The following is a 2,446-nucleotide window of genomic DNA, read 5'->3' as shown; positions in this document are numbered from 1 at the left end:
CAAGCATATGACGTGCAAAGCCGTCAGGCGCTCTTTGTGCGGTGTTGCCTTAGAAGTGATCTTCGTAAATCCGGACAAATTAGGGTTGCTTTTTTCGCAGAAATCTTGTATAATAGAAACAAGAACATTTGCGGCACTGCCGTATGGAAACAAAGGAGTTAAACTATGACCACAAATGAAATCATCGAAAAGATCCGGGACGGACTGACCGGAGAATACAGCGTGGATATTGTCTATCTGGAATCCCAGGCAGACAAGTACCGCCCGACAAAAAATGGTAAGGAAATCGAAAGCGCCATTGCCGACCTGGCATATGAAATTATGCCCGAGGACAAGCGTGCCATTCTGAACAAAATGATGTACATCGACGGCAAGCGTCTGGATGTTGTCTTTGCCGAAGCGCAAAAACTCATTCAGGAAAAGAAAATCGAGGAATCCTTCCGCCTGACCGAAGCACTCTATACCAAGATCCGCATGAATTACCGTGAGACGGAAAGCGAAGTCTATCTAAGTATGCGCAACACGCTGGAACACCAGCTCTACCTCTATTTCTACCGCCCATCCAAAAAGCTGGTTCGCCCGGTGTTTGACCTGTCTCAGATGGTGCTGCTCCACGGCTACAATCTCCTGGAATTAAACCGCCCGGAAGAAGCGGCACGTGTTATCAACGATGCCATCCGCTATAATCCCATGAATACAGACGCCTATTTCGAACTGGCAGAGTGCTATAAAGTGATGCATGACCCGGATCAGCTGCTCTCTGTCATCAAGGAGACCCTGGAAGTTGCCGTCACACCGGTTCAGATTTCCCGGTGCTACTGCAATCTGGGCTTCTACTGCGTGGAAGTGAAGGATTATGACAGGGCTGTCTGCTTCTATTATGAGAGCCTGATCTATGCGGATCACCCCTTCGTTGCGGCAGAACTGCACCATATCCATACCATTACACAAAAGAAAATTGTTCCGCCTACACGTGAAGAGGTCAATGCAGCATTCGAGCACTATGGCATGAAACCCGGCGCCAATCAGGATGTGGTGGGCGTTATCACAGCCCTAGCAAAGGAAGCTGTGGAGAACAAGGATCTCCCGGCAATCCGGTTCTACCTGCACATGCAGTACGGTCTGACAAACGATCCTGAGATCAAGGAAATGATGGATCGCTATGACCTGCTGGCAAAGGAACGAGGCGGAAAATAAGCGGAAAATTCGGTAATATAGCAATATCAGACGGACAGCCTCGGCTGTCCGTTTCTTGTCTATTCCTCCGGTATATCATCATACATATGGCAGACCTGCCGTATTTTTTCCGCAAAATTCCGGCGCACGGATTCCGGAGACAAAATCTCCACTGCACTGCCGTACTTCATGAGCCAACGGTAAAAGCCGAAGCTAATGCCAATCTTCGCCCGGACGATGACATAATCCGGGTGAGACAGATCATCACGGATGCTGGCGTAATACCCCAACTGTTCCAGCATATCATCCAGCAGTTCCCGGCTCACACGCAGCCTGACATTTTCATAGCGTTCTGGCTCAAAGATATCCACCACTGCCCCTTCCCGTTTTGGCAGTTCCGGACAGGCTCCTGCTTTTTCGCCGGCAGTGATATTTTTCATGCGGTCTACCCGATAGGTACGCACCTGACCAGTCTCTTCACTGACACATTTTAGGTAGAACCGTTCGCTGAAATAGACCACACGGCAAGGGATCAGTTCTCGCTTTTTGTCATAATAGACCATTTGCTTCTTGGTGTTGTATTTTCCATAGGCAAAATTGATCTTCTGGTGTTCACCCAGAATCTGATAGATCCGTTCCAGATTTTCCAGCAAGTCCAGAGACGGCGGCGTCACCTCGCTGATGGTAATACGCCCGATGAGTTTCCGCACTTCCGCCTGGGAGCACAAGCCTTCGAATTTCTGGAACAAGCGCTGTTTCTGCTCTGCTGACAGGAACTTATTGATGGAGACCGAATCTACAAGGAAACGAATCTCATTAAATGTAAAGCTGCGCCTGGGCATCCGGTAATAATAAGTATTATGCGCTCCCCGCTCAACCTCAATATGGTGCCCGGCGAGGATCAGGCTGTCAATATCACGCCGGATGCTCAGAGCGGAAATGCTGCCCACATTTGTCCGTGCCGCCAGATAGGTCTGGATTTCCTTGATGGTGGCACTTTTTTCATCGTCTGTATAGCAACTGAGATATTCCAGTATATGTATGATTCGCTCTCGTTCCATAACTGCCTCCATTGTAATGAGCTTTTTTGTGCGGTGTTGCCTTTGATTATACCATATCACCGTTTTTTTTGCAATGCCTGAATACAGGTATTTTATGTGCACTGTATATTTTGTTTTATATCCTTATTTGCCTGGGTGTCATGGATGACACTAGGGCAACACCGCACAAAGAGCGCCTGACGGCTTTGCACGTCATATGCTTGCATCTT

2 protein-coding genes are annotated in these 2,446 nt (G+C 48.4%); one reads left to right on the top strand and one right to left on the bottom strand.

The genetic code is table 11. The annotated features are described in order from the left end of the window. Positions 1-165: 165 nt before the first annotated feature. Positions 166-1,197: a hypothetical protein gene (locus Q0418_RS04970; RefSeq protein ID WP_298482813.1), complete on the top strand. Its 1,032-nt coding sequence runs from the start codon at positions 166-168 to the stop codon at positions 1,195-1,197. 59 nt (positions 1,198-1,256) lie between these two features. Here Q0418_RS04970 and Q0418_RS04965 read toward each other — a convergent pair whose 3' ends face one another. Then, positions 1,257-2,237, bottom strand: coding sequence for a YafY family protein (locus Q0418_RS04965; RefSeq protein WP_298482811.1), 981 nt, complete (start codon positions 2,235-2,237; stop codon positions 1,257-1,259). Positions 2,238-2,446: the final 209 nt, after the last annotated feature.

Origin of the sequence: uncultured Ruminococcus sp. (assembly GCF_937915125.1) — a bacterium.
In the GTDB taxonomy this organism is placed as follows: Bacteria; Bacillota; Clostridia; order Oscillospirales; family Ruminococcaceae; genus Ruminococcus_C.
Note: the sequence above shows the minus strand (reverse complement) of the source record. Positions and strands in the feature narration are given on the sequence as shown.